Raw genomic sequence first — 24,415 nt, 5'->3', positions numbered from 1 at the left:
GATCGGTGGGCTGCCCTCTGCCCGTTCTCGGCGCACGAATGGCGCCAGTGTCTAGCGGGTTTCTAGCCTTCGCACTCGACGCAGAAGCCTACGTTGCCTTCTTCGCGCACCAGCTGCGAACGGTGGCGGATCAAGAAGCACGAGCCGCAAATGAACTCGTCGTCTTTCTGCGGAATGACCGTAACGGTCAATTCCTCGTTGGAGAGATCCGCGCCCGGCAGATCCATGCCATCGGTATGATCGGTCTCGTCGAGCTCGCGCACCACCGACTTGGCGTCCGGTGCGTTTGCGGACTTCACCGCATCCAGAGAAGCCTTGCGTGCCTCAGCAACGTCTGGGCGGACTTCATCGTAATCAGTTGCCACGAATTGCATTCCTAACGTGAGCCATTGAGCCTATTCGAAATAGGAGATTACAGCATACTAATGCCAAAAATACAATCGTGCGCAGTTGTTTCGCTCACAGCCGGATGCCTGGCGTTATCCCCGCGTTAATAAGCAGACGGCGGCTTCGCGATCACCGGCCCATGGCCGGTCATCGCGAAACCGCCGAAAAGCGTGTCCTACTTGCGACCTTGGTTGGCGACGGCCTTGATAGCGTCGGCCGCGGCCTCTGGATCCAGGTAGGTTCCGCCCTTGGTGATTGGCTGGAAGTTGTCATCCAGTTCATAGACCAGCGGGATGCCAGTCGGGATGTTCAGGCCGGCAATGTCTTCATCGCTGATGCCGTCCAGGTGCTTGACCAGTGCGCGCAGGGAGTTGCCGTGGGCGGTGACCATGACGGTCTTGCCTGCCGACAGATCGGCCTTGATGTTGTTCTCCCAGTACGGCAGCATGCGCTCCAGCACGTCCTTGAGGCACTCGGTACGCGGGGCGGAGTCGCCCAGCGCCGCATAGCGCTCATCATTGATCTGGCTGAATTCCGAGGAGTCGTCCAGTGCTGGTGGCGGGGTGTCGTAGCTGCGGCGCCATTCCATGAACTGCTCTTCGCCGAATTCGGCCAAGGTCTGCGCCTTGTCCTTGCCCTGCAGCGCACCGTAGTGGCGTTCATTCAGGCGCCAGTCGCGGTTCACCGGAATCCAGGAACGGCCAGCGGCTTCCAGAGCCAGGTTCGCGGTGACAATTGCGCGGGTCAGCAAGGAGGTGTGCAGCACCTCCGGCTTGTAGCCTGCTTCGGCCAGCAGCTGGCCGCCGCGGGCTGCTTCAGCACGGCCTTTCTCGGTCAGCGAGACATCGTACCAACCGGTGAACAAGTTCTTTTCGTTCCATTCGCTCTGTCCGTGGCGAAGCAAAATCAAAGTGTGGCTCATGGAATCTATCCTAACCAATGCGCAAGCCCACTCGCGCGAAAGTTAAGGCCCGTGGTTAAAGTGCGAAGACCTGCGCTCCGCCATCAAGCGGATGCAGGTCTTCGTGAAAACTTGGGTGCCTTGGCGCGGCCTAGTAGTTGTACCAGCCGCCGCCCTTGCCGCTCACTGCTGGCTTGACGTCCGCAAGGTACACGCAGGCGATGCAGGCGCCGATTAGCTGCAGGAAGCCGATTCCGCCCTGTCCAAGCATGCCCAGCAAGGCTACAGCGGTGCTGGCCACTGTCAGACCGAGCCAGAAGCCCTTGGTGCGCTTGCCTTCCTGGGCGAAGCGATCCGCGCCATGGCGCAGGCAATCAACCAGAGCCCAAACGGCGAGCGCCACGATGACAACGCTCAGGGCGATCATCATGTAGTACTCGATCAGTCGGGCTACGTGCATCATGTTCATGCCTTCACTCTACCTTTGCGACGCATTTGATGGGCACTGTGCCACGCGCGGAAATTGGCCCCGCGGCATCAGAGCCGGTCCAGGGCCTGCTTCAGATCTGCCCAGAGGTCTTCCACTTCTTCAATGCCTACCGACAGGCGGATCAGGCTGGCAGGGACGCTGGCCGGTTCGGAAGCGTGGCGTGCCCGCCGCTCGGCCAGGGACTCCACTCCTCCCAGCGAGGTGGCACCGGTGATGAGCGTGAATGCATCCAGCACCCGGTCGGCTTCTTCGGCAGAGCCGCCCGCTTCGAAGGCGATCACCGAACCGAACCCGCCCATGAGTTCGGCAGCGCGCGCGTGGCCCGGGTCATTGGCCAATCCCGGGTAGCGCACTGCCTGCACCTTGGGATGCGCCGCCAGCCGTTCGGCCAGCAGCTGGCTGTTCGACTGCGAGCGTTCAAGGCGTACGGCCATGGTGCGCACCCCGCGCAGGGCGAGGAAGGTATCCATCGGTCCGGCGATCGCGCCATGCAAGGTCCGGTATCCGTGCAGTCGGCTGTGCAGCTGTTCGTCGCTGGTGACCAGCGCGCCCATGATCACATCCGAGTGGCCCGAGAGGTACTTGGTCACCGAGTGCACGACAAGGTCGGCGCCGTGGACCAGCGGCTGCTGCAGCAGCGGGGTGGCAAAAGTGTTATCCACGATGCTCAGCACGTTCTTCGCTTTCGCGCCGGCCAGCAGTGCCGGCAGGTCTGCAACTTCCAGCATGGGGTTGGTCGGCGATTCCACCCAGAGCACATCGGCCCCATCCAACGCGGCGAGCACTTCGTCGGTGTTGGCAATGTCCACCGGGCGGATGCTCAGCCGTCCAGCTTCTTGCAGTTCCGAGCTCAGCGCCAGCGAACCGTTATAGGAATGCCGTGGCATCACCAGCACGCCGGCCTCTGGAACGAGGCTCAATGCCGCGGCAATAGCTGCCATGCCGGAGGAGAAGACCAGGGCCGGCAGGGTTGCCGCTTCGAGCTGGCCCAGCACTTCCTCGAAGGGATCCCAGGTGGGGTTGGAGAACCGCGCATAGACGCGTTCGCCGGGCGCCGCCTGGCCCTTGGAATGGTAGGTAGAGGTGAAGGTGACCGGGTGGTTGACTGGAACGTCGTAGCCATGGGCCGGACGCCCACCGGCAACGAGCAATGTCTTCGGGTCCCAGGCCGGGTTGGAGCCTTGTTCTGCGGTGCGGGGGTTCATGGAAAAAACTCTACGCTGGATCGGGTACGGCCAAACGGTGGATTTCACTACATTTCATGTGACTGATCCACCACACTTGACGTATTTCCAATGCCCAACCAGCCGTTGCAGTACGCATCTTTAAATGTCCTTGGATAGGCTAGTGGGGTGAGTAGAGATTCGAGTTCCCCAACCCGTGGCTTGTTCATCGTTTTCGAGGGCGGCGACGGCGCCGGCAAGTCCACGCAGGTCGCGCTGGCCAAGCAGTGGCTGGAATCCCGTGGAGCCAAGGTCGCCACGACCCGCGAACCAGGTGGAACCCAGATCAGCGAAGAGCTGCGTTCCCTGGTGCTTGACCACGGCCACGGCGACATCGATGCGCGTACCGAGGCTCTGATCTACTCGGCGGCGCGTGCCGCCCATGTCCAGCAGGTCATCTCCCCCGCGCTGGAGGCCGGAACCCACATCATCTGCGACCGGTTCGTCGATTCCTCGCTGGCCTACCAGGGCATGGGCCGCGAACTCGGAATTGATGCCGTCGCATCAATCAACGACTTCGCAACCGGCGGTTTGAAGCCAGATGCCACCATCATCCTCGACATCTCCGCCGAGCAGGGGCGCGCCCGGCGCATTGCGGCCAGCGGCGGGGTGGAGCAGTCGGATCGCTTGGAATCCGAGCCGGATGATTTCCATGAACGCATCCGCAACGCCTTCCTCGATTTGGCTGCCCGTGAGCCGCAGCGCTACCTGGTCCTGGATGCCACCGCCAGCGTGGAGCAGCTGCACCAATCGGTTGCGCAGCATCTGGCAGGCCTGCTGTGACCCGGCCGGTCTTCGCGGACCTCGCCGGGCAGGAACGCGTCATTGACACGTTGACCGCCGAGGTTGATCGCGGCAACCCCACCCATGCCTGGCTGGTAACCGGCCCCCCGGGTTCGGGCCGCACCACCGCGGCGCGTGCTTTCGCGGCGGCATTGCAGTGCACCCAGACTCCGGCCGGCTGCGGTGAGTGCGCCAATTGCAAAATGGTGATGAATTCGGAGCACCCTGATGTGTCCTTCGTTTCCACCGACAAGTTCGAGTACCAGATTGCCGATGTCCGCCACCTGATTACCCGTGCGCAGGAAAGCGCTGGCACCGGCCGCTGGCGCATCATCATCATCGAAGATGCAGACCGCATGTCCGAGCGCAGCACCAACGTGCTGCTCAAGGCCATCGAAGAGCCTCCAGCCAAGATGATCTGGATCCTCAGCGCCCCGTCTCCCGCCGATGTGCTGGTGACCATCCGGTCGCGTTGCCGCGCGGTAAACCTCTCCGTGCCTTCCACCCAGGACGTTGCAGATCTCCTGGTGCGCCGCGATGGGCTGGAACCGGATCAAGCATTGTTCGCTGCCCGGGTTTCGCAGTCGCATATCGGTGTGGCCCGCTTGCTGGCTCGTGACGAGCAGGCACGCATCCAGCGCGAGAAGGTCGTTACGCTGCCGCTGCGCACCACGACCTTGCCGCAGGCGATGGCGGCGGCCGCAGAAATCTCCAAGCTGGCCAGCGAGCGTGCCGAAAACATCACCGGCACCGACCTGCAGAACAAGATTGCCCAGCTGCGCCATGCCAATGGCTTGGGTCCGGAAGAGACCATCCCACCTGGATTGCGCGGGCAGTTCAAGGCGCTGGAGGATGATGCCAAGCGATTTGCCCGGCGTGCTGCCTTCGATGCCCTGGACCGGACGCTGACTGACCTGACCACCTTCTTCCGCGATGTCTTGAGCATCCAGCTGAAAACCGGTACCGAGCTGATCAACGAGCACCTGCGCGAGAAGCTGGAGCGGTTCGCTGCGGAACAGTCCAGCGAGAAGTCCTTGGCCCAGCTTGATGCCATCAATGAAACCCGCGGCCGCCTGGCCGCCAACGTCAACCAGCTCATGGCGCTGGAAGCGCTCATGACCCGTCTGCTGCCACAGCCCGGACGCCGCTAACCCATCCCAAGGAGACACGAACAGTGCCTGCACGCTCACCGATGAAGCGCTTGGCCGCAGTAGGGACTGCCATGGCTTTGGGCCTGGCAGGCTGCTCTTCCCCCACAGCGGATTCGCCATCCAGCGCATCGAATGCCCCGAAGCCCGCGCCGAACACCAGTGCGCCTGAAGGATTGGAAACCTTCTATACCCAAAGCCTCGACTGGGAAAAGTGCGGCAGCGTCATCGAATGCGCCACCATCCAGGTTCCGATGGATTACGACAATCCCGAAGGCGAGAGCATCGAGCTGGCCCTGAACCGCCGCGCCGTGGACGGGGCGACGCGCAATATCCTGGTCAACCCCGGTGGCCCTGGTGGATCTGGACTGGACATGGTGTCGTCCACGGTCCCGAGCATGTTCAGCGATGACCTGCAGCGGGCCTACAACGTCATCGGCTTCGACCCACGAGGCGTGGGAGAAAGCTCTCCGGTCACGTGCCAGAGCGCTGCCGAAACCGATAAGGGGCGCCAGGAAAACCTCCGTGCGTGGGTTCCTGAAGACCAGCACGAGATCATCGAGAGCACCGAGGACTATGCGGCTGACTGCGCGTCCAATACCGGCGAACTGCTCGACCACGTCGATACCGTATCGGCCGCCAGGGACATGGACGTGATCCGTGCTGTGCTCGGTGATGCGCAGCTGGACTACCTCGGTGTCTCCTACGGAACCTTCTTGGGCGCAACCTATGCTGACTTGTTCCCGCAGAATGTGGGGCGTTTCGTGCTGGACGGCGCCATGGATCCAACCTTGTCAGCTTCGGACCTCACCTTGGCCCAGGCGGTTGGGTTCGAGAAGGAAATCGACGCTTGGCTCGCCAGCTGCCTTGAAAGCGGCAATTGCCCGTTCACCGGAACCGTCGAAGAGGCCAAGGTGCAGCTGCAGCAGTTCTTTGCTCAGGTGGAGAACGAGCCGATGACCGCCAGCGATGGGCGAGTCGTTCCGATCATCGACTTCGTCAACGGCTTCATTTTGCCGCTCTACGATGATGCCAGCTGGTCCTATTTGACCGACGCCATGAACGCCGCGGTCAACGAAGGGAATGTAGACATCATCCTCAGCTTGGCGGATCTCTCGGCAGACCGCCAGAGCGACGGCACCTATGCTTCGAATTCGAGCGACGCCTACGTAGCCATTGATTGCCTGGATCGTCCAACGGACAGCAGCCAAGAAGCCATGCAGGCCGAAGCGACCGAGCTGATGCGTGCGGCTCCGACCTTGGGCAAGTATCTGGCCTACAGCGGCATCGCCTGCGAGGCCCTGGACTTCGAATCCACTGGCAAGCCTGAGGTGCTCGACGCGAAAGGCTCGAATGAGATCCTCGTCATTGGCACCGTCGGTGATCCAGCCACCCCATACAAGTGGTCCGAGGCCCTGGCCAAGCAGCTGGATAACGCGACCCTGCTGACCTATGAAGGCCATGGCCACACCGCCTATGGGCGTTCCAACGAGTGCATTACCAAGGCGGTGGATGAGTACCTGATCGACGGCAAAGTCCCCGAAGCCGGCACCCGCTGCTGATTGGGCCTGATGATGTCATCGCCGTTTTGACGTTCAGACAATTCCTCGGATAAAGTGACGTGGTGCCTGTTTGCAGGCACAGGCCTCCTTAGCTCAGGGGTAGAGCAGCTCCCTCGTAAAGAGCAGGTCGCCGGTTCAAATCCGGCAGGGGGCTCCACGTGAAGAAAACCCCGGAATCGCGAACAACTCGTGGTTCCGGGGTTTTCGCCATCTTCAGCGGTTCTTGCCAACTGGGTTCGGCCTTTGCACCCCACGGACTTCATTCGCGTCCCATATATGCCCCAACGACAACTTGGGATATGCGAACAGGCCCTGGTTCCAGATGAAACCAAGGGCCCGTTCTTGGGGTCGGTGTTCTATTCGAAGTCGGCGGTGGCCGGGTCAGCCGAGATGCGGCCTTCGGCGCCGCGATCCAGGGTAGCGATGGCTGCCAGATCTTCTTTGTCCAGCTTCACATTCAATGATTCGAAGTTCTCGACGATGCGCGATTCGGTGGTCGACTTCGGGATGACGACATTGCCTAGGGCCAGATGCCAGGCGATGACTACCTGCGCCGCCGATGCGCCATGCTTCTTGGCGATGTCCGCCAGTACTGGGTCGCTCAGCAGTTCACCGCCGTGGCCCAGCGGGGACCACGACTCATGCAGGATGCCGTGCTCGGCTTCGTAGGCGCGCAGCTCGGTCTGGGGGAAGTACGGGTGGGTTTCAACCTGGTTGATGACCGGGCGGACTCCAGTTTCGGTGTAGAGCTCTTCGAGTGCTTCCTTGGTGAAGTTGCAAACTCCAATGGACTTGGCCTTGCCGTCCTTCTGCAACTGGATCAGCGCCTTCCAGGTGTCCACGTAGGTGCCGCGCTTCGGCTGCAACCAGTGGATCAGGTACAGGTCGACGTACTCGAGGCCAAGACGCTGAAGCGAAGCATCCGCTGCGGCCATGGTCTTCTCATAACCCTGGTCCGAGTTCCAGACCTTGGTGGTGATGAACAGTTCTTCGCGCGGCACGCTGCTGGCGGCAACTGCACGGCCGACTCCAGCTTCGTTTCCGTAGATGCGCGCGGTGTCGATGTGGCGGTAGCCAGCGTCGATGGCCTTGCCAACGACCACTTCCGCGTCGGCGTCGGCGACCTTCCAGACGCCGTAGCCAAGCTGGTCGATGGTGTTTCCGTCAAGGAACTTCAGTTCAGGGATTGTTTGGGTCATGCAACTAATTTAGTTCACCGATGCGTGCGGCACGGCGAAAAACCACGCCAGCGATCGGGAAAACCCAATTATTCGCTGGAAGCGAGATTTTGCGCGGCCCGGCTGACGTCTTCTTCCACCAGCTTGGCCCGATGGCGCACCGCCTCGATGTCGATCGGCCGGCCGGCTTCCGCCTGCATCCGCATCATCGCGATCACCTGTGCGGTCGTCGCCAAATCGTTGGCCGCCTTGGTCAGCGAACGGTGCGCCGCCGAGGTCAGCTGCGGGATCGTGTCGTCATTGCTCGGGGTGATCCGCTGCGCCGCGCAGCATAGCTGGCGCACGGTCGGCAGGAGCACTGCCATCTCGTTGGCTTCCTTGACGAGCTCGTTGTACGCCTGGACATCAGTGATGCCTTCAACCACCTGGAAGACCCGGTCCAATGACCGCTGGAAACGGTCATGCGCGCGACGCCAGACGCCCTCGCCGAGTTCGCGAGTAGCAGCACGCTCAGCGCGCAGTCGTGAAAAGAACGCCATTACACTTCTCTGCCGGTGGTTTCCGATGGATTACTGGTTCTAGCCTACCGGGATCACCGCAGTGTTCCCGGCAACGCAGTCGACATAAAACGAAACCGGCCGTGAGGGCCATCCGCTGTCGCGGATGGCCCTCACGGCCGGTTCCAGTCGGGTTCAGCAGCAACGCCCCTCGGGGTTCTTTTCCTGCCAGTCGGTGTAGTCCTTCCAGAACTCACGCTCGGTCATCGGCTTGGCGCCGGGATGATTGCGTTCGTGGTGTTCCAGGTAGTGCTGGTACTTGTCGGCACCGAGCACTCCGTCGACAAACTTCTTGGCTTGCCCCAGGCGTTCCAAAAGCGTAGCCATGGCTAGTGGCCGCCGCGCTGGACTTGGGCTTCGGCAGGGACCTGCTTCCAGGCCTTTTCAAGCTCCTTTTCAGCAGGCGACGAGATCAAGCCGGCAGGTGCGTACATCTTCGATGGCACGGCCGGATCCTCGGTGCTGGTGCCGCCGCCGTTGCGCTTGGCCTTGATGGTTGCGACGACAGCCGAGACCAGCACGATCGCGGTCAGCAGCAGGAAGACCACGGACAGCCAGCCCTGGACACCGGTGTTGCGCACCACGGCCTCCATTGCTTCAACGCTGCCCGCCGAGCCGAGGAAAGTCTCGCCATTGGCCAACGCTTCCTTGTAGGCGTTGTGGTTCGCGAAGTAGCCGACCTTGGTGTCTGCGGAGAAGATCTTCTGCCAGCTGGCCACGAAAGTGATCACCACGGTGAAGGCCAGCGGCAGGGCGACAACCCACAGGTACTTGAAGTTGTTCTGCTTGGCGATGATGGTCATCACCACTGCCAGCGCAATCGCTGCCAGCAGCTGGTTGGCGATGCCGAACAGCGGGAAGAAGGTGTTGATGCCGCCCAGCGGATCGGTTACGCCGAGGATCAGGATGTAGCCCCAGCCGGCGACCATGATCAACGTGCACAGCCACACGCCCGGACGCCACGAGGTGTCCTTGAACTTCGGGATGAAGTTGCCGATGGTGTCCTGCAGCATGAAGCGTGCAACACGGGTACCGGCGTCAACCGCGGTCAGGATGAACAGCGCTTCGAACATGATCGCGAAGTGGTACCAGAAGCCCATCATCGCGGTGCCGCCGAACCACTGGTGCATGATGTGCGCAATGCCCACAGCCAGCGTCGGTGCGCCACCGGTACGCGAGACCACCGAGTTCTCGCCGACGTTATTAGCCAGTTCGGTCAGCTGGTTCGGATCCAGGCTGACGCCGGCCAAGCCCAGCGAGTTCACGAACACCGCGGCGGTTTCCACCGTACCGCCGGTGGCGGCAGCCGAGGAGTTCATCGCGAAGTAGATGCCGCGGTCGATGGAGATCGCTGCAACCAGCGCCATGATGGCCACCATGGATTCCATCAGCATGCCGCCGTAGCCCAGGAAGCGGGTCTGCTTTTCCTTCTCGACCAGCTTCGGGGTGGTACCAGAGGAAATCAGGGCGTGGAAGCCGGAGAGCGCGCCGCAGGCGATGGTCACGAACAGGAACGGGAAGATATGCCCGGCCACGACCGGGCCATCAGCTCGTCCGGCGAACTCGGAGAAGGCAGGAACATCGATTTCCGGGCGGACAACGATGATCGCCACGGCCAGCAGGGCGATGACGCCGATCTTCATGAAGGTCGACAGGTAGTCGCGCGGAGCGAGCAGCAACCAGACCGGAAGCACCGCGGCGATGATGCCGTAGATGATGATCGCCCAGGCGATGGTGGTGCGTTCCAGGTGGAAGAACTCGGCACCCCACGCGGATTCGGCAATCCAGCGGCCGGAGATGATCGCGAACATCAGCAGCACGAAGCCGATGACGGAGATTTCCAGGACCTTGCCCGGGCGGATGAACCGCAGGTAGATGCCCATGAACAGAGCGATAGGAATAGTCAGGCCCACCGAATAGACGCCCCAAGCGGACTCGCCCAGCGCATTGACGACCACCAGCGCCAAGATGGCGGTAATGATGATCATGATGGTCAGGGTGGCGATCAACGCGGCGGTGCCGCCGATCAAGCCCAGTTCCTCGCGAGCCATCTGGCCCAGCGAGCGTCCACCGCGGCGCATGGAGAAGAACATGACCAGGTAGTCCTGGACCGCACCGGCCAGCACCACGCCCACGATGATCCAGATGGTTCCGGGCAGGTAGCCCATCTGGGCTGCGAGGATCGGGCCAACCAGCGGACCGGCGCCGGCGATGGCCGCGAAGTGGTGGCCGAAGAGGACCCGGCGGTCGGTGGGTACGAAGTCGCGGCCGTTATTGACCGATTCGGCCGGGGTAGCGCGGAAATCATCCGGCTTGGCGATCTTGCGCTCGATGAACTTCGAATAGAAGCGGTAGGCAATCAGGTAGGTCGCGACAGCGGCAAAGACGAACCAGATGGCATTGATGGTTTCCCCGCGCGAGAAGGCGAGGATCGACCATGCGATGCCGCCGACCAGTGCAATGGCAACCCAGATGCCGATCTTGGCCGGAGTCCAGCGCTTTTCTTCGCGTTCGGCAACCTCAGGATCGACACCCGCTGGTGGCAAGGTATTTTGGGTCCTCAATTTGAGCAACCTCCTAGGAACGGTGCAAGTGATGTGAGTGACCAGTGGTTATTAAACAAGTCACGTTTTTAATGACTACGCAGTCACCTTACAACCGGTTCCCCCGTTGCATTAAACCTTTATGACAACTTTTCCGGTGTGTTCGCCAGAATCAAAGTATTCATGGGCGGCGGCCAGCTCCGCGAAGTCCATCGTCTTGGTGACATTCAGGGCCAGTTTTCCCTGTTCCAGCAGCGGCAGCACCTTGGTGGTGGTCTGGCGAACGATTTCCGCCTTTTCGCCCAGCGGGCGGGAACGCAAAGTCGTGCCGATGATCCGCGCCCGCTTGTTCATCAGCAGGCCCAAATTCAGTTCCGCCTTGGCACCGCCTTGCAAACCGATGACTACCATCCGCCCGCCGACGGCGAGCGCCTTGACGTTCTCCCCCAGGTACTTGGCGCCGACAACATCCAGGATCAGGTCAACGCCCCTGCCATCGGTCAGTTCCTTGATGCGGGCAGAAAAATCCTCTTCGCGGTAGTTGATCCCTTCATCGGCGCCGAGCGCACGGCAGTAGTCCAATTTTTCTGCCGACGAAGCGGTGACGATGACGCGGGCCCCGGCGGCCTTCGCGAGCTGTATGGCCATGGAGCCGATGCCGCCGGCACCGCCATGGATCAATAGCGTCTGCCCCTGGCCCAGTCCGCCTTCGATGAAGAGGTTGGAAACCACGGTGGCAGCGACTTCCGGCAACCCGGCGGCGTCGATGGTCGATACCGACCCGGGGATTTCTATGAGCAGCTCTGCCGGAACATTGACGTACTGCGCATACCCGCCGCCAGCGAGCAGGGCTGCAACACGCGTTCCGGGTTTCCATCCGCTGACGCCTTCGCCGATGCCCACGATGGTGCCGGCAACTTCCAGCCCAGGGATGTCGCTGGCCCCGGGAGGCGGCGGATACACGCCCTTGCGCTGCTGCACATCCGCGCGGTTCAGGCCGAACGCCTCGACTTTGACCAGCACTTCTCCCGCCGCGGCAACCGGAATTGGCCGTTGCACCAGCTCGAGGACTTCTGACCCACCGGCACCGTTGTAGATATAGGCGTTCATAACGTCGTTCATGGCCTTCAATTCCTTTCGAGCGGGGTTCATGCCGTATACTTTTTCGGGTTGGATGGTTGTCCGAGCGGCCGAAGGAGCTGGTCTTGAAAACCAGTAGGCGGCAACCCCGTCTCATGGGTTCAAATCCCATACCATCCGCGTTCTAAGATTTGGCGGGCTGATCTTCGGATCAGCCCGCCAAACTGCTTAATCCTGTTCTGCGCTCAACCCTCCGTTGCCGTTCAGCCCCGCTAGACGCGCCACTTCGTTCACCACGTTGGCCGCGTCGTGCAAGGTCCGGGCCGCAGGCCTGCGCAGGTCGCCAGCTTGGGCGGCAATTGCCGTTCCCCACTGCGCAGATGACAATTGCAATCCCAGCACAAACAGCCCACGGTGAGCCAGTCCCTCGCTGTTGACCAGACGGTATGGCTCGCCAACCACGTCGAAACCAGATCCGGGCAGGCTTTCGCCTTCCGCATTCTTCCACCTGTGCACGCGCGCCACATGATCACCCAACAGCTGCTTGATCAGCGCAGAGCTATTCTGCAAGACGCGGTTGCTCGGCATCATCGCCTCGCACATGGTCTTCGCGGTGTGCACCTCCGCATCGACCCACGGCGAGGATGCCGTGAACCGCTCCGACACCTCATCGAAGCCGAACTCCGGATCCGGGCCGACGAAGGAGACGATTCCCGCACGCGACAGCGCCAGCAGCTGCTCAATGCGTTCCAGCGGTGGACCGGATGACAACCCTTCGACCAATGGCTCGAAGTGCGCCTGGATTTCCTCGATGCGCGACTGCTCGTCGATCACGCCCGAAGCGATCAATTCCTTGATCAGCATGCGCCCGGCATTCATCGTCATGATCGCGCAGGACAACGGGTCGTCAAGTCCACCGGTGCTGTGCCGGGCATTGTCGACGAGGTAGTCGCGTACGCTCTGCTGGTACTGCTCATCGGAGTTGAATCCGACTTCCTCGAATGGCTTGGCCAGCTTTGGAACGTCGAGCCACTGCAGCTGCGGGAACTGCTCGATGAATTTGCGCAGTCCGCCAAGCCACACCTGGCTTCCTTCATGATGCTCGGCAGAGAGAATCGCTTCGAGCCGCTCAACGAACTCGCGCTCGCCTAAGCCATCAGGGGCGCCATGCACGCGGGCACAGCTGCTGTAGTAGGCGAACAGGATGTCGCGATGCAGTTTCGGCCAAATATGGCGTGAGAACACCAAGGACGCGGCAGGATTGGTGGCGCGGGCTTCGGCGAGGCGTCCAATCAGTTCCGGCGCGTCGAAGTAGCGAAGCTCGATTTCATCTGGAATGAACTGGTCCACCACTGGTTTGCCCCAGTACGGGGTTCCTCGCCGCGAAGCCACGATCAGTGCCGGCTCCCGACCTGAGGCAATGTATTCAAGGCGGTGCCCCGGCTCGGTGCTGGACTCGCGGAAGATTCCGCCACGGCCCGCTGTCAGCTCGGCCATGCCGTCGAAGAAATTCAACCCCAACCCGCGGATCAATGCCGGCTGGCCTTCCTTGAAGCGGGAATAGTCGAGGTCTGCAGGGACGTTCGGCGGCATGTAGGTCGCCCCTGCCTGCGCGGCTGCTTCCTCGAGCTGCTTCTGCCACGGGTTCAGCTCAGCCGGCTGGTGGCCCAGGGCCAGCACCACGGCGTCGGCGTCGAGCTGACGGGTTTCAGCACTGTCCTGGGCACTGCTGAAATCGACCTGGTAGGCGTTGCCTACGGGGCGGACAGCGATCACTTCTGCGGCAACATGCTGGATGCTGAAATTCTCGTGGGCGGCGAGAATGGAGGCGCTGCGGTCATAGACATGCTCAAGGTACTCGCCGTAGATTGCGCGTGAGGGATAGGTCCCGGGTTCAATCCGCTCGATCAGCTTGGCGTGCTCGTCGGTGAGTTTTCGTCCGTCGCCGCGAAGCTCCACGAACTGGCGAAAGCTCAGCCCCGGTTCAGCGCCTTCCCGTTCGGGGGCAACCGTCGGAAATGACGACGGGGTGTTCATCAGGAAATTCTGGGACTGCTTCGGGTTCCACACGTGGCCCGAACCCGGAGTGAATGGGTCGAAAACCGTCACTTTCAGGACGGTGCCTTGTTCCGGGAGGTTCAACGCCAAATTGGCGAGTCGTTCAACCACGCTGGTGCCGCGCGGGCCTGCCCCAACCAGGACCAGGCTGAACTCGTTCTTTGGTGCTGCTTTCTCGCTGTTCACTTCTCTAGGTTATTACCTTTGGACCACGTCATGGGCCAGGCGCATAGACTATGGCCATGACTGAGCATGTTTCTGAGGTTGCAAGCACCGATCCATATTCCTGGCTTGAAGGAATCCACGACGAAACGGCACTCGAATGGGTGCGGAACCAGACCCAGCGCACAGAGTCTGAACTCTACGACGGCACGTTCCACGCAAATGCGCAGCGGATCAAGACGGTTCTCGATGCCCAGGACCGCATTCCGATGGTGACCAAGCGCGGCGAGCACTACTACAACTTCTGGCGCGACTCGGCCCATCGCCTTGGGCTGTGGCGCCGCACCACTTGGGATTCCTACCTCAGCGACAACCCGCAGTGGGAAGTCCTGCTGGATCTTGACCTGCATGCGCGGCAGGAAGGCCACGAATGGCATTTCGCTGGTTCAGCACTGCTGCGGCCCGCCTCCGGTGATACGTATGAGCGTGCGCTGCTTCGTTTGAGCCCTGACGGCGGCGACCAAGTACGCATTCGCGAATTCGATCTGACGTCCAAGAGCTTTGTTCCCGACGGATTCGACCTTCCTGTTGCGAAGACCCAGGCCTCGTGGATTGACCGCGATACCTTGCTGGTCGGTTCCGCAAGCAGCGAGCAATACACCACCCGTTCAACCTACGCGAACACCTTGCGGCGGCTCAGCCGCGGCATGGAAATTGAACAAGCCCCAATTCTCTTCGAAGTCGACAAGGAACATGTCGCAGCATTCGGCTACTACGACTCGACTCCCGGATTCGAACGAATCGTCACCACCGACGCCATCGACTTCTACAATTCCACTGCCGGGGTCTTCATCGATGGGGAACACCATCGGATCGATGTACCAACCGATGTGCAGGTGAGCCTCCACCGACAGTGGGTCCTTTTTGCCCCGCAAACCCAATGGGAACACCAAGGCCAGCAGATCGCTGCCGGTTCATTGGCCATCGCCCGGTTGGACGCATTCCTAGAGTCCGGCAGCATCGAGAAGGTCCTATTCACCCCGGATGCGCACACGGCTCTGGAGTCACTGAGCTTCACCGCCAATTACCTGTTGCTCACCGTCTTGCACGACGTGGCTTCGCAGGTGCGCATCATCGATCTGGCAGACCAGTTCAGCCAGTCCAACATGCCGTTGGAGGATCCAATGCTCAGCGTCTCGGTGGGAGCTGTTGACGATGAAGATCCGGCGCACGGCGATGACTATTGGATGACCATCACCGGCTTCATCACCCCGACGACCCTGTTGCGCGGCACTGTCGGCGCCCAGGCAGAAGTTGTGAAGAAATCACCGGATCGTTTCGATGCCGACGGTTTTGAAGTCACCCAGCACTTCGCGACATCCGCGGACGGAACCAGGGTTCCCTATTTCCAGGTCGCGGCAGCTGATCTGGTGCACGACGGGAAGAACCCGGTACTGATGGATGGCTACGGCGGTTTCCAGCACAGCATGACGCCCGGCTACGCAGCGGCGATGGGCACCGGGTGGCTATCGCGCCGCACCGATGACGGCCGCAAGCCGGTATACGTCATGACGAACATCCGTGGTGGTGGCGAGTACGGCCCAGCTTGGCATCGTGCGGCGCTTCGTGAAAAGCGCCATCGCGCCTATGAGGACTTCGCCGCCATCGCCCAAGACCTTGTGGCCCGCGGGGTAACCTCCCGAGCGCATTTGGCTGCCACCGGCCGGTCCAATGGCGGATTGCTCATGGGCAACATGATCGCCGGCTACCCGCACTTGTTCGGCGCAATCTCCTGCGGCGTTCCGCTTTTGGACATGCAGCGCTATACCCAGTTGGCGGCCGGCCACTCCTGGATTGCCGAGTATGGCGATCCGGAGGTTCCCGGGGACTGGGACTTCCTGCGGACCTTCTCCCCCGTCCATCGGCTCACCGATCAGCCTCATCGAGTCGATGACTATCCGGCCTCATTGATTTGGACCACGACGTCCGATGACCGTGTAGGTCCATCGCAGGCACGCATCATGGCAGCGAAGATGATGGATCTGGGCATTGGCAACGTCAGGTACCACGAGCCGCAGGACGGCGGCCATGCCGGCTCAACGGACAACGAGTCCACCGCGAAAATGCTGGCGACCAGCTACGAATTCCTGTGGCGACAGGTGCGTTAGCTCTCTCGTTTTGGAACACGCACCCATCTTCAGGTAGGCTAGATTCTGCTGGAAACAGCGGATGGACACGTGCCAGAGCGGCCGAATGGACTTCACTGCTAATGAAGGGTCGGGCTAAAACTCGACCGGGGGTTCAAATCCCCCCGTGTCCGCCAAAAAACCCCTAGTCAACTAGGGGTTTTTTCGTTTCCAGGTCAAGGATAAGACCCGTGGGTCAAAACAGTCGGAATACTTCTCCATGCTGTTTTCGTAGCGAACCGCGAGAAATACTCAACACCGCTTGGCCACACCCAATGCAGGGCCAGATGGAGAACAACCGGTGCAGTTCAATTCACCGTCATTCGACATCAACTAAATGCCATGCGGAAGCCTATATTGGCCACAAGATTTGCTGTTTAAATTAGTCCAGCCCCCGCTGATGATGCATCAGCGGGGGCCAGGTGCGAGTTTTGCGCCAAGAAACAGAATCCCCATTCTGTTTCTTCAAGGACTTTCGATTCCCCAAAAACGATTGCCCAGCGTGAAACCTAAGCCTAGGATACGTCGTTAAACCTTTAACGCCTAGCAATTTTTCAAACTGGGAAAAGTATTTAATTTCTTCGTTCCACTTCTAATTTTGCTCTTCTGGTATTACAGTTGCCATTGGCTTATGCCAATCAAAGAATCACCAGTCAGGCATCGAGTTCGCAGCCCCCAAACGCGACCTCGAAATGGTGAAGCCCGTCAGTCTCCCCCAAAACTGGCGGGTTGCCTGCTTAACGAAGAAAATTCCCGACTGGCGCATTGAAAGTTGACCAGCATTTCGTAAAGTGGTCCGTTTCGGCAAACATGCCCTGGGAATCGCTAACAGTCGTTTGGCGCGCCTTAGGCACGTCCATGCGCCACCCGGGCACAAGTACACGTTGGGCATCCTAGGGCACTAGAAGCAATCACCCGAAGCGCCGGCCTGATTGCGGTGACGTTCTTTTTCGCCGTCGCACTGACCTGCAGTGCCAATAGCTTGCGAGCAGAAAACGCGAACGGGCGAGCACACCGCGTCGACTTCGGCCAGTTGCCGGTCCAGTCGGGGGCGCAAATGGCTGACCATCCAACGTCACTGGATTGCCGCTGCTAATCCTCGCGCTTCACGAAAGTCCGCAGCATGTTCTGCACGATATCTTCCGGCAACGACGTATGGCGGACGATAATTTCCGACATCCGTTCCAGATCGGTATCTGCGATGGCATCGAAGAGCGCTTCGCGTTCAGCTTCCGGAAGCTCGGCAGCATCAAAATGCACAGGGCCATCCGGTCCCTGGCCTTCAAAACGGAAGTCTGCGACATTCCCGTTGGCGTTCGCGCCAGACATTGGGGATGTGGAGATCATGCGTTCCAAATCCTCGACCGGCAGGTCCGTATAGCCGTGGAGAATCTTTGCCGCTGCTTCAAAGTTGGAATCCCGCAGCATCGAGAACAGCTGGTCGTATTCATTGGGCGGCAGCTGCTCGCTGGAAAACTCGCGACTCTCGCCATCAAGCTCAAATGCCATCTTGAAATGCGTGGCACTGGGTTCCTGGAGGGAACTGAACTGCTCGCTCCATTCCTGGGGAACAACCCAGGGATCATCGGCCGATGCTGGCGCTGACTCGGCAGCGGCAGTTGCCGCCGCTTCTCGATCTTCGCGCTCAACTTGGGCTTCGAGCTTCTCACCCAGGGCCTTGAGCTCGGTATCATCGTTCGGTATTTCCTTGGCAGGGGCAGTCTGCGGGTACTTGTCGAGGCTGCGGACTGCGATCACGCAATTCTTGACCGAGTCGCCGGTAGCCTCGCGGAAGTCCTTGACCGCGCCCATGATGTCGCCCTTGGCCAAATTGCGGTACACCGAATTGCGGGAAGCATCATCTAGTCTCGCGTTCGCGGCCTGTGCCGCCTCACGGGAAATCGCCTGCGCGATTTGCGCAGTGTTCTTCTTGCGAAGCGCTTGCAGACCGAAGTAGCCCAGGGCAATCACTGCAATGAGGACAACGAGCCAGATGAGAAATTCCATGCTTCCAGACTACTTCGTTTAACTGTGCGATTACCCAGCTACGCCCAAAGTGAAAGGCATGACACCCGGAGCGCCGGCGATCCGCAAAGCCCGTCCAGCCATCGCGATAGACCACCGCGAATCGACCAGGTCGTCAACGAGCAGCACCGGCCCTGGAGCATTGGCAATGAGCTGTTCAAGCTGGGTTGGAAGTTCGAACGCATCAGCTACCGCGGCAACACGGAAAGCCGAGTTTCCTCCGGGACCGTTCTGCGGTCCGGGACCGCGATATTCGAGCTGGCCCAGATAGCGCAGCCGACCTACTTCGGCCAGGCCTTGGGCCAGCGAGGTGATCAGCTGGGGGCGCTTATTCGATGGCATGGCCACCACACCCACCGGGCGTTCCTCCCAGTTCCATTCGGCCAGCACCTTGATGCAGGCCTCGAACATCGCCTTGTCGATCGGGTTGTCGGCAGGGTCGGCGAAGATCTGGCGCAAGCGGTTGCCCCAGCCGAGGTCGGTCAACCGGGCCAGCGCACGGCCCATGGCCACCTGCTCGTCAACAGGGATCTTGCCTTTGAGCGCGTAGCCCAGCCGATCCAGTCCGGAGGGGTACAGCTTGCGCGGCTCGATAGGCACACCCACCCGGCCCAAGGCCGCCTGCGCACTGTCCTTGGAGTCGTCGGGAATATGGTCGTCGAACCACACGCCGGCGCAGTTGTCGCACCGGCCGCACGGCGCGGACTGCGGGTCATCCAACGCATCGGTCAGGAACTGCATGCGGCAGCCACGCGTGTTCTCATAGCTGACCATGAGGTTCTGCTCATGGACCCGGCTCTGCGCCACCCGCTTGTAGCGATCGGCATCATAGGTCCACGGCATGTCCGTGCGCATCCAGCCGCCAGCCACGCGCTCCACTGCGCCGTCCACCGCCAGGACCTTCAGCAGCAGCTCAAGCGGCGAGCGCCGAAGGTTCACCGCGCTTTCCAACGCCGGGACACTCATCGCCCCGTCGGCCTTGGCCAGGGCCTCGAGCACCTGGGTGGCACGCTCTTGGTCCGGCATGGAGCTGGTGGCGAAGTATTCCCAGATTTCCGAGTCGTCGGGCCCGGGCAGCAGCAGCACATCCGCGTTGACGCTTCCACGTCCGGCACGGCCCACCTGCTGGTAGTAGGCCACCGGCGAGCTGGGCGCACCGACGTGCAGCACGAAGCCGAGGTCCGGCTTATCGAAGCCCATGCCCAAGGCGCTGGTGGCGATCAGCGCTTTCACTTCATTGTTCTTCAACGCCTGCTCAAGGCGTTCGCGTTCTTCCAGATCGGTGCGTCCGGTGTACGCGGCAACTTCGTGCCCGGCGTCCTTGAGCAGTCGGGCAATATCCTCTGCGCCAGAAACCGTCAGGGTGTAGATGATCCCCGAGCCCTTGAAGTCCTCGATGTGGCTGAGCAGCCAGGCCAACTGCATCCGCGGCGAAGCCAGGCGCAGGACACCCAGGCGCAGCGAGTCGCGGGCCAGGGTGCCGCGCAGCGTGAAGACCTCTTCGGTGCCTCCGGCCAGCTGTTCGGCCACATCCTGGACGACTCGGCTGTTCGCGGTGGCGGTAGTCGCCAGCACCGGCAGGCCCTGGGGCAACCGGGCAATCAGATCCCGGATGCGGCGGTAGTCGGGACGGAAATCGTGGCCCCAGTCGGAAATGCAGTGCGCTTCGTCGATCACCAGCAGGCCCAGGCGCTGCATCAGCATCGGCAACTGCTGCTCGCGGAAGGATGGATTGTTCAAGCGCTCCGGGGATACCAGCAGCACATCGAGCTCATTGCGCTGCAGCTTTTCGAGAATCTCGCGCCATTCGAGCACGTTGGCCGAGTTGATGGCCGAGGCGCGGACGCCCGCACGCTCCGCGGCCGCGACCTGGTCGCGCATCAGGGCCAGCAGCGGCGAAACGATCAGTGTTGGCCCGTAGCCCTGTTCGCGCAGCAGCAGGGAAGCGATGAAGTACACCGCGGATTTGCCCCAGCCGGTGCGCTGGACGACGAGTGCACGGCGCCGCTGGGCCACCAGCGCGCTGATCGCTTCATACTGTCCGTCATGGAACTGCGCGTCCGGGTTTTGCACCAGGGCGCGCAGCTTCTGCAGTGCCAGCGTTTTCAGATCCACTTGCGTTGAGCCATCCATGCCTCCAGTATTTCAGTTCCCGCCTACGATTTGGCTCGCGGCGCCCGCTGATTGTGGATGGGCTCTGCCCGGCGGAGGTGCGGCAAGGATCCATCAGCAGAAATGTTAGGCATTTCCCACCTGGATTGGCTTGCATCTCAATGATTTGAATCGGCCTAGCCGGTAGGCTGAAAGGCGTGAGTGAACAGATTGACCTGAATCAGAGCTTTAAGGCCTACGACGTGCGTGGCGTGGTCGGCGAGACCCTGGATGCCGAAGCAATTGAAGCTATTGGCGCCGCCTTTGTCGACGTGCTGTCGCTGTCCGGCAAGGACGTGCTGGTTGGCGGCGATATGCGTCCGTCCTCCGCGGAATTCGCCCAGGCCTTCGCCCGCGGCGCCACCTACCGCGGTGCCAACGTGGTCATGCTCGGATTGATTTCCACCGATGAGCTGTATTTCGCCTCGGGCAAGTTCAATGCCGCCGGTGTCGTCTTCACCGCAAGCCACAATCCCGCCCAGTACAACGGCATCAAGATGTCCAAGGCCGGCGCCCGCCCGATTTCCTCGGCAACCGGCCTTTTCGACATTCGCGATCTTGCCCAGCAGTACCTGGACGAGGGCCTGCCGGTCTCCGGCGATGCCCCGCAGGGCAGCATCAGCGAACGCGATGTGCTGGCCGGCTACGCAGCCTACCTGCGGGAATTAGTGGACTTGTCAGCCATTCGCCCGTTGAAGATCGTGGTGGACGCCGGCAATGGCATGGGCGGCATGACCACCCCTGCAGTCCTCGGGGGCACGGTGCTGGCCGAGTTGCCGCTGGAGATCATCCCGCTGTACTTCGAGCTGGACGGCACGTTCCCCAACCACCCCGCCAACCCGCTGGAACCGGAGAATCTCAAGGACCTGCAGGCAGCGGTGCTGGAGCACGGCGCCGACGTCGGCCTGGCATTCGACGGCGATGCCGACCGCTGCTTCGTGATCGACGAGCGCGGCCTGCCGCTGTCCCCCTCGGCCATCACCGCACTGGTTGCGGTGCGCGAAATCGCGCGAGTGCAGGCCGCCGGCGAACAATCCCCGGTGATCATCCACAACTTGATCACCTCCAAGGCTGTGCCGGAATTCGTCGCCAAGGCCGGCGGCACCCCGGTGATGACCCGCGTGGGCCACTCCTTCATCAAGGCCGAGATGGCCGCCCAGGGCGCGGTCTTCGGCGGCGAGCATTCGGCCCACTACTACTTCCGCGACTTCTACAATGCCGATACCGGGATGCTCGCCGCCATGCATGTGCTGGCCGCCCTGGGCGGGCAAGACCTGCCGCTCTCCGAGCTGGGCGCCGAATACGAACCGTACGTTGCCACCGGTGAAATCAATTCCGAGGTGGAGGACAAGGCAGGAGCCACCGCCCGCGTGGTGTCCCACTTCCAGGACCAGCCCGTGGACGTGACGACCATGGACGGCACGACCATTTCGGCGGCCGACGGAAGCTGGTGGATCAATCTGCGCCCGTCGAACACCGAACCGTACCTGCGTTTCAACGGCGAGGGCCGCACCGCGCAGATCATTGAGCCCATTCGCGATGCCGTGCTGGCTATCGTGCGTGAGAACACCGTCGCCAACTAGCAAAGGGAAGACATGAACCTCGAAGAACTGGATGAAGGCGTCAAGGACGCGCTGAACAAGGTCTTGGGCACCGCCCTGGGCGTAGCCCGCGAACAGCTCGAGGAGCAGGGCGTGTTCCTGCCTTTCGCCATCGCGCTGGAACCGCAGGAAGGCGAAGATGAGCCGGAGCTGCGCCTGATTGCGGTTCCGCCAACGGATGATCCCGAGGATCCGGAAGCCGACATCGACACCGAAGCCATGGTTGCCGACCTGATGCAGGTGCTGAACCAGCAGGGCACCCACTTCCAGGCCATCGCCGTCGCCTCCGACGTGCTGCTCCAGGACAATGACCAGGACGCCATCCACATTGTTGCCGAGCACCGCATCGGTGCCGCGCTGGCCATCGTGCAGCCGTACACCATGCCTGCCGAGCCAGGCGGAGAATGGCACTTCGATGAGCCGGCGGCGGAGTCGGCGGAAGCCATCTGGGCCAACGCGCTCTAGCCCGCATCGGGTGCTTTCGGGGTCGGCATAGTCACTATGCCGACCCCGAGGCGCTTTTCCCGCGTAGAGTGGGAAGCATGAAACTCAGTGCCTTCACCGACGTGTGCCTGCGGACCGTGATGGTCCTGGCAACTCCCGGCACCGGGCAACTGACCAGCCGCGAGATCGCCGATTCGGTCGGGGTTCCCTACAACCACGTTGCCAAGGCAGTGCTGGAACTGCGCACGCTGGGCATCCTGCAGGTCACCCGCGGCCGCAACGGCGGCGCCGCCTTGAGCGGAGAAGCGCTGGATTTTTCCCTCGGCGGGCTGCTGCGCAAATTGGACAAGCGCACCGATATCGTGGACTGCACCGATCATGACGCGCAATCCAACTGCCCGCTCTCGGGCAACTGCCGCCTGCGGGCGGTCTTCCGCCAGGCACGCGAAGCCTTCTACGCCTCGCTGGATCCGCTGACTATCAGGGATATCTGCCCGACGTCAGCAGCGGAGCCCATCACGCTGCTCCCCTTCCCTACGGTGCGCAGCATTTCCTAGTTCCACTTCACCCATGAAGTGATACCGGTCACTTCTGTTGCGAAACCGGCCAATTGATTTGCAATCCTTTTCTACTGAGCGTAGAAATGAATCATAAATCTTGTATTTCAGATACAAGTAATCACCTACGCCCAAGGAGACCCGATGCTGTCCACCAAGTCCTTCCCGGTCATTGAAGCCACGCTGCCGATCATCGCAGAGCGCATTTCCAGCATTACCCCGAACTTCTACAACCGCCTGTTCGCCGCCCACCCTGAACTGCTCGACGGAATCTTCTCCCGCTCGAACCAGAAGAACGGCACCCAGCAGCAGGCCTTGGCAGGATCCATCGCGGTCTTCGCAACCTACCTGGTCAAGCACCCGGGCGTCACCCCGGAAACCATGCTCGCCCGCGTGGCCCACAAGCACACCTCCCTCGGTGTCGTCGAGGAGCAGTACCCGATCGTCTACAAGCACCTCTTCGATGCCATCGCCGAAGATCTGGGCGATGCACTGACCCCGGAGATCGCCGAGGCCTGGACCGAGGTGTACTGGCTGATGGCCCATGCGCTGATCAAGATCGAGAAGGGCTTGTACGCGCAGCAGGCCAACGCCGAGATCTACACCCCGTGGAAGCTTGTCGAACGCACCGAAACCGGTGTCGATTCGGTCAGCTTCAGCTTCGAACCAGCTGACGACACCCCGGCAACGGTCGCCAAGCCAGGGCAGTTCGTTTCGGTCCGCATGCCGATGGCCGACGGCATCCGCCAGGTTCGCCAGTACACCCTGAGCGGCGATATCGAGCAGACCAACCGCCGCACCATCACCGTCAAGCTGGATGTGAACGGCGAATTCTCCCCGGTCATCCACAACGACCTGAAGCTCGGCGACGTGCTCGAGCTGTCGAATCCGTATGGCGATCTGGTCATCGATGAGGAGGGCGCGCCGCTGGTGATCGCTACCGCTGGCATCGGCTGCACCCCGAGCGCCGCCGCGCTGCAGACCCTGGCCGCACGCGGCTCCAACCGCAAGGTCACCGTGCTGCATGCAGACCAGGAAGTGGGTGCCTGGCCATTGCGTGAGCAGATGCTCGATTCCATCGCCAAGCTGCCCCAGGCCACCCTGGGCACCTGGTTCGAACGCGGCGAACTGCCGGAAGAGCTGAACGCCAAGGCCGGCTACATGGATCTGACCGATGCACTGGCCGAGGACGCCGAGGTGTACCTGTGCGGCCCGCTGCCATTCATGCATGCCGCGCGCAGCCAGGCACTGGAAGCCGGCATCCCAGCCGAGCGGATCCACTATGAGGTCTTCGGCCCGGATGTGTGGCTGGCCGCCTAGCATCCAGGTCTTGCAACTGCGCTGCAGGTGGAATCATGGGGGATCCACCTGCAGCACTT

The 24,415-nt window shown here is 61.5% G+C and carries 20 protein-coding genes and 3 tRNA genes; 11 read left to right on the top strand and 12 right to left on the bottom strand.

Features of this window, described 5'->3' with window-relative positions:
* Window positions 1-62 precede the first annotated feature (62 nt).
* The 4 genes from BKX98_RS12640 to BKX98_RS12625 all read right to left on the bottom strand — a co-directional run bounded on the left by BKX98_RS12640 (window position 63) and on the right by BKX98_RS12625 (window position 2,983).
* On the bottom strand, window positions 63-365 hold the full coding sequence (locus BKX98_RS12640; RefSeq protein WP_038993831.1) for a DUF4193 domain-containing protein: 303 nt from the start codon (window positions 363-365) through the stop codon (window positions 63-65).
* 197 nt (window positions 366-562) lie between these two features.
* Window positions 563-1,309, bottom strand: coding sequence for a phosphoglyceromutase (locus tag BKX98_RS12635; RefSeq protein ID WP_066144097.1), 747 nt, complete (start codon window positions 1,307-1,309; stop codon window positions 563-565).
* Window positions 1,310-1,439: 130 nt separating this feature from the next.
* Window positions 1,440-1,757 (bottom strand): DUF2516 family protein, encoded by a 318-nt coding sequence (locus tag BKX98_RS12630; protein ID WP_038993817.1) that lies wholly within the window; start codon window positions 1,755-1,757, stop codon window positions 1,440-1,442.
* 68 nt (window positions 1,758-1,825) lie between these two features.
* Entirely contained in the window at window positions 1,826-2,983 is a 1,158-nt protein-coding gene (locus BKX98_RS12625; protein WP_073707484.1) for a PLP-dependent aspartate aminotransferase family protein, read from the bottom strand.
* Window positions 2,984-3,130: 147 nt separating this feature from the next.
* Between BKX98_RS12625 and tmk the strand changes: the two genes are divergently transcribed.
* The 4 genes from tmk to BKX98_RS12605 all read left to right on the top strand — a co-directional run bounded on the left by tmk (window position 3,131) and on the right by BKX98_RS12605 (window position 6,651).
* Complete coding sequence (tmk, locus tag BKX98_RS12620) at window positions 3,131-3,784, top strand: dTMP kinase (protein WP_073707483.1); 654 nt, start codon at window positions 3,131-3,133, stop codon at window positions 3,782-3,784.
* Window positions 3,781-4,935, top strand: coding sequence for a DNA polymerase III subunit delta' (locus tag BKX98_RS12615; protein WP_038993815.1), 1,155 nt, complete (start codon window positions 3,781-3,783; stop codon window positions 4,933-4,935). The genes tmk and BKX98_RS12615 overlap by 4 nt, the downstream gene beginning before the upstream one ends.
* Before the next feature lie 23 nt (window positions 4,936-4,958).
* The gene (locus BKX98_RS12610) at window positions 4,959-6,494 is read left to right on the top strand and encodes an alpha/beta hydrolase (RefSeq protein WP_233125378.1); all 1,536 of its coding nucleotides are present in this window, start codon (window positions 4,959-4,961) and stop codon (window positions 6,492-6,494) included.
* An 82-nt stretch (window positions 6,495-6,576) separates the two neighbouring features.
* Window positions 6,577-6,651: transfer RNA gene (locus BKX98_RS12605), tRNA-Thr, on the top strand.
* A 199-nt stretch (window positions 6,652-6,850) separates the two neighbouring features.
* Here the strand turns inward: BKX98_RS12605 and BKX98_RS12600 are convergent.
* The 5 genes from BKX98_RS12600 to BKX98_RS12580 form a co-directional block, all read right to left on the bottom strand.
* Entirely contained in the window at window positions 6,851-7,693 is an 843-nt protein-coding gene (locus BKX98_RS12600) for an aldo/keto reductase (protein ID WP_038993813.1), read from the bottom strand.
* Window positions 7,694-7,761: 68 nt separating this feature from the next.
* Window positions 7,762-8,211: a hypothetical protein gene (locus BKX98_RS12595; RefSeq protein ID WP_073707481.1), complete on the bottom strand. Its 450-nt coding sequence runs from the start codon at window positions 8,209-8,211 to the stop codon at window positions 7,762-7,764.
* Between the two features lie 153 nt (window positions 8,212-8,364).
* Window positions 8,365-8,556 (bottom strand): YbdD/YjiX family protein, encoded by a 192-nt coding sequence (locus BKX98_RS12590; RefSeq protein WP_073707480.1) that lies wholly within the window; start codon window positions 8,554-8,556, stop codon window positions 8,365-8,367.
* Window positions 8,557-8,558: 2 nt separating this feature from the next.
* The gene (locus tag BKX98_RS12585; protein WP_233125377.1) at window positions 8,559-10,793 is read right to left on the bottom strand and encodes a carbon starvation CstA family protein; all 2,235 of its coding nucleotides are present in this window, start codon (window positions 10,791-10,793) and stop codon (window positions 8,559-8,561) included.
* Window positions 10,794-10,904: 111 nt separating this feature from the next.
* Complete coding sequence (locus BKX98_RS12580) at window positions 10,905-11,882, bottom strand: NAD(P)H-quinone oxidoreductase (RefSeq protein ID WP_073707520.1); 978 nt, start codon at window positions 11,880-11,882, stop codon at window positions 10,905-10,907.
* A gap of 62 nt (window positions 11,883-11,944) precedes the next feature.
* Here BKX98_RS12580 and BKX98_RS12575 point away from each other — a divergent pair.
* Window positions 11,945-12,032, top strand: a tRNA-Ser gene (locus tag BKX98_RS12575).
* A 48-nt stretch (window positions 12,033-12,080) separates the two neighbouring features.
* Here the strand turns inward: BKX98_RS12575 and BKX98_RS12570 are convergent.
* Window positions 12,081-14,096, bottom strand: a complete 2,016-nt coding sequence (locus tag BKX98_RS12570; protein WP_073707478.1) for an FAD/NAD(P)-binding domain-containing protein — start codon at window positions 14,094-14,096, stop codon at window positions 12,081-12,083.
* A gap of 56 nt (window positions 14,097-14,152) precedes the next feature.
* Here BKX98_RS12570 and BKX98_RS12565 point away from each other — a divergent pair, with 56 nt between their 5' ends.
* Together BKX98_RS12565 and BKX98_RS12560 are read left to right on the top strand one after the other, a co-directional pair.
* Window positions 14,153-16,240, top strand: a complete 2,088-nt coding sequence (locus BKX98_RS12565; protein ID WP_073707519.1) for a prolyl oligopeptidase family protein — start codon at window positions 14,153-14,155, stop codon at window positions 16,238-16,240.
* Between the two features lie 63 nt (window positions 16,241-16,303).
* Window positions 16,304-16,395: transfer RNA gene (locus BKX98_RS12560), tRNA-Ser, on the top strand.
* A gap of 955 nt (window positions 16,396-17,350) precedes the next feature.
* On the opposite strand, the gene BKX98_RS12555 is transcribed toward BKX98_RS12560, so the two are convergent.
* Window positions 17,351-18,265 (bottom strand): hypothetical protein, encoded by a 915-nt coding sequence (locus BKX98_RS12555; RefSeq protein ID WP_073707477.1) that lies wholly within the window; start codon window positions 18,263-18,265, stop codon window positions 17,351-17,353.
* 30 nt (window positions 18,266-18,295) lie between these two features.
* The gene (locus BKX98_RS12550; RefSeq protein WP_073707476.1) at window positions 18,296-20,416 is read right to left on the bottom strand and encodes an ATP-dependent DNA helicase RecQ; all 2,121 of its coding nucleotides are present in this window, start codon (window positions 20,414-20,416) and stop codon (window positions 18,296-18,298) included.
* Window positions 20,417-20,592: 176 nt separating this feature from the next.
* Between BKX98_RS12550 and BKX98_RS12545 the strand changes: the two genes are divergently transcribed.
* From BKX98_RS12545 to BKX98_RS12530, 4 genes are all read left to right on the top strand, one after another.
* Window positions 20,593-22,017, top strand: coding sequence for a phosphomannomutase/phosphoglucomutase (locus BKX98_RS12545; RefSeq protein WP_073707475.1), 1,425 nt, complete (start codon window positions 20,593-20,595; stop codon window positions 22,015-22,017).
* A gap of 12 nt (window positions 22,018-22,029) precedes the next feature.
* Window positions 22,030-22,500, top strand: coding sequence for a hypothetical protein (locus tag BKX98_RS12540; protein WP_038993806.1), 471 nt, complete (start codon window positions 22,030-22,032; stop codon window positions 22,498-22,500).
* 77 nt (window positions 22,501-22,577) lie between these two features.
* Complete coding sequence (locus tag BKX98_RS12535; RefSeq protein WP_073707474.1) at window positions 22,578-23,036, top strand: Rrf2 family transcriptional regulator; 459 nt, start codon at window positions 22,578-22,580, stop codon at window positions 23,034-23,036.
* Window positions 23,037-23,180: 144 nt separating this feature from the next.
* A complete protein-coding gene (locus tag BKX98_RS12530) occupies window positions 23,181-24,356 on the top strand; it encodes a globin domain-containing protein (protein ID WP_073707473.1) in 1,176 nt (391 codons plus the stop codon).
* Window positions 24,357-24,415 lie beyond the last annotated feature (59 nt).

The sequence above is a fragment of the Glutamicibacter sp. 0426 genome (assembly GCF_001906485.1).
Taxonomy (GTDB): Bacteria; Actinomycetota; Actinomycetes; order Actinomycetales; family Micrococcaceae; genus Glutamicibacter; species Glutamicibacter nicotianae.
The sequence above is the reverse complement of the archived record's forward strand: the minus strand, read 5'-3'. Positions and strand labels throughout refer to the sequence as shown.

Excerpts from the sequence above, each read along its gene's own strand:
- BKX98_RS12565 (WP_073707519.1), top strand. The coding sequence starts at position 14,153 with ATGACTGAGCATGTTTCTGAGGTTGCAAGCACCGATCCATATTCCTGG.
- BKX98_RS12590 (WP_073707480.1), bottom strand. The coding sequence starts at position 8,556 with ATGGCTACGCTTTTGGAACGCCTGGGGCAAGCCAAGAAGTTTGTCGAC.
- BKX98_RS12530 (WP_073707473.1), top strand. The coding sequence starts at position 23,181 with ATGCTGTCCACCAAGTCCTTCCCGGTCATTGAAGCCACGCTGCCGATC.
- BKX98_RS12555 (WP_073707477.1), bottom strand. The coding sequence starts at position 18,265 with ATGGAATTTCTCATCTGGCTCGTTGTCCTCATTGCAGTGATTGCCCTG.
- BKX98_RS12635 (WP_066144097.1), bottom strand. The coding sequence starts at position 1,309 with ATGAGCCACACTTTGATTTTGCTTCGCCACGGACAGAGCGAATGGAAC.
- BKX98_RS12540 (WP_038993806.1), top strand. The coding sequence starts at position 22,030 with ATGAACCTCGAAGAACTGGATGAAGGCGTCAAGGACGCGCTGAACAAG.
- BKX98_RS12535 (WP_073707474.1), top strand. The coding sequence starts at position 22,578 with ATGAAACTCAGTGCCTTCACCGACGTGTGCCTGCGGACCGTGATGGTC.
- BKX98_RS12630 (WP_038993817.1), bottom strand. The coding sequence starts at position 1,757 with ATGAACATGATGCACGTAGCCCGACTGATCGAGTACTACATGATGATC.
- BKX98_RS12600 (WP_038993813.1), bottom strand. The coding sequence starts at position 7,693 with ATGACCCAAACAATCCCTGAACTGAAGTTCCTTGACGGAAACACCATC.
- BKX98_RS12580 (WP_073707520.1), bottom strand. The coding sequence starts at position 11,882 with ATGAACGCCTATATCTACAACGGTGCCGGTGGGTCAGAAGTCCTCGAG.
- BKX98_RS12550 (WP_073707476.1), bottom strand. The coding sequence starts at position 20,416 with ATGGATGGCTCAACGCAAGTGGATCTGAAAACGCTGGCACTGCAGAAG.
- BKX98_RS12625 (WP_073707484.1), bottom strand. The coding sequence starts at position 2,983 with ATGAACCCCCGCACCGCAGAACAAGGCTCCAACCCGGCCTGGGACCCG.
- BKX98_RS12595 (WP_073707481.1), bottom strand. The coding sequence starts at position 8,211 with ATGGCGTTCTTTTCACGACTGCGCGCTGAGCGTGCTGCTACTCGCGAA.